The sequence below is a fragment of the Kitasatospora sp. MY 5-36 genome (assembly GCF_001182915.1).
Taxonomy (GTDB): domain Bacteria; phylum Actinomycetota; class Actinomycetes; order Streptomycetales; family Streptomycetaceae; genus Kitasatospora.
In genome coordinates this window covers 1-972 of sequence record NZ_LFVW01001295.1, presented here as the reverse complement: position 1 = coordinate 972, position 972 = coordinate 1, and the positions used below count along the sequence as shown (strand labels likewise).

The window sequence follows — 972 nt, the reverse complement described above, 5'->3', positions numbered from 1 at the left end:
ACCGCGTACGGAATCGACCACGCCCGCGCGGGCGGTAGGAGCCGAGCGGCCGGGAGCGGCGCAGGTGCAGCGCGGTGGCGGTGAGGTGCAGCTTCTCCCGGGCGAGGTCGCCGGGGCGCGGCGCGGCCGCGTCGGTGAGCCGCACGGCCAGCGCGCCGAGGTCCACCACGCCCCGGTTGTCCGGGTCCACCAGGGTGTACAGCGGCTCCTCGCCGCCCTGGTAGAGGTCCGGCACGCCCGGCACGGTGAGGTGCAGCAGCGCGGCGGCCAGGGTGTTGGCGCGGGCGTACGGGGCGAGGGCGTGCACGGCGCCCTCGACCCGGGGGAGCAGCCCGGGGTTGCCGTGGACGGAGCGGGCGCGCTGCTCCAGGGCCCGCTCGTAGCGGGGGTCGGGGGTGGTCCAGGAGGTGTGCAGCTTGGCCTCGCGGACGGCCTTGAGCAGGGCGGCGGCCAGCCGGTCCGGGTCGATCGGCCAGGCGGCGACCAGGGTGTGCCAGAGCAGCCAGTCGGCGTCCCGGTCGAGGCCGGGCGCGGCGGGGCCCGCCGCGGTGGACCAGGCGTCGACCTCGGCGGCCCAGGCGTCCGGCCGCTCGGCGAGCACGGCGAGCCGGGCCCGGGCGTCGGCGCTGCGCTTGGTGTCGTGGGTGGAGAGCACCGTCATGCCGTGCGGCCAGGTGCGTTCCTGGGCGCGGCACCAGTCGTGGAACTCCGCCGGGTGCAGTCCGGGCCGGGCCGGCTCGCCGCCGACCTCGTTGAGGCCGGGCAGGGCGTTCCAGCGGTAGAAGGCGGTGTCCTCGACGCCCTTGGCGGCCACCGCGGCGGCGGTCTGGGCGAAGCGCGCGCAGAACTCGTCCTTGTCCGCGCCGCGGCCCAGCTCCCCGAGCGCGAGCGCGGCCACCAGCCGGTCGGTCGGGTCGGCGGAGTCGTCCAGGGCGGCCCGCAGCTGCCGCGCCGAGGCGGCCGGGACGGCCT

General features: G+C 78.4%; 1 pseudogene. It reads right to left on the bottom strand.

What is annotated here, in order from left to right:
* Nucleotides 1-972: pseudogene (locus AE652_RS42055) on the bottom strand (malto-oligosyltrehalose synthase); the annotation flags it as partial.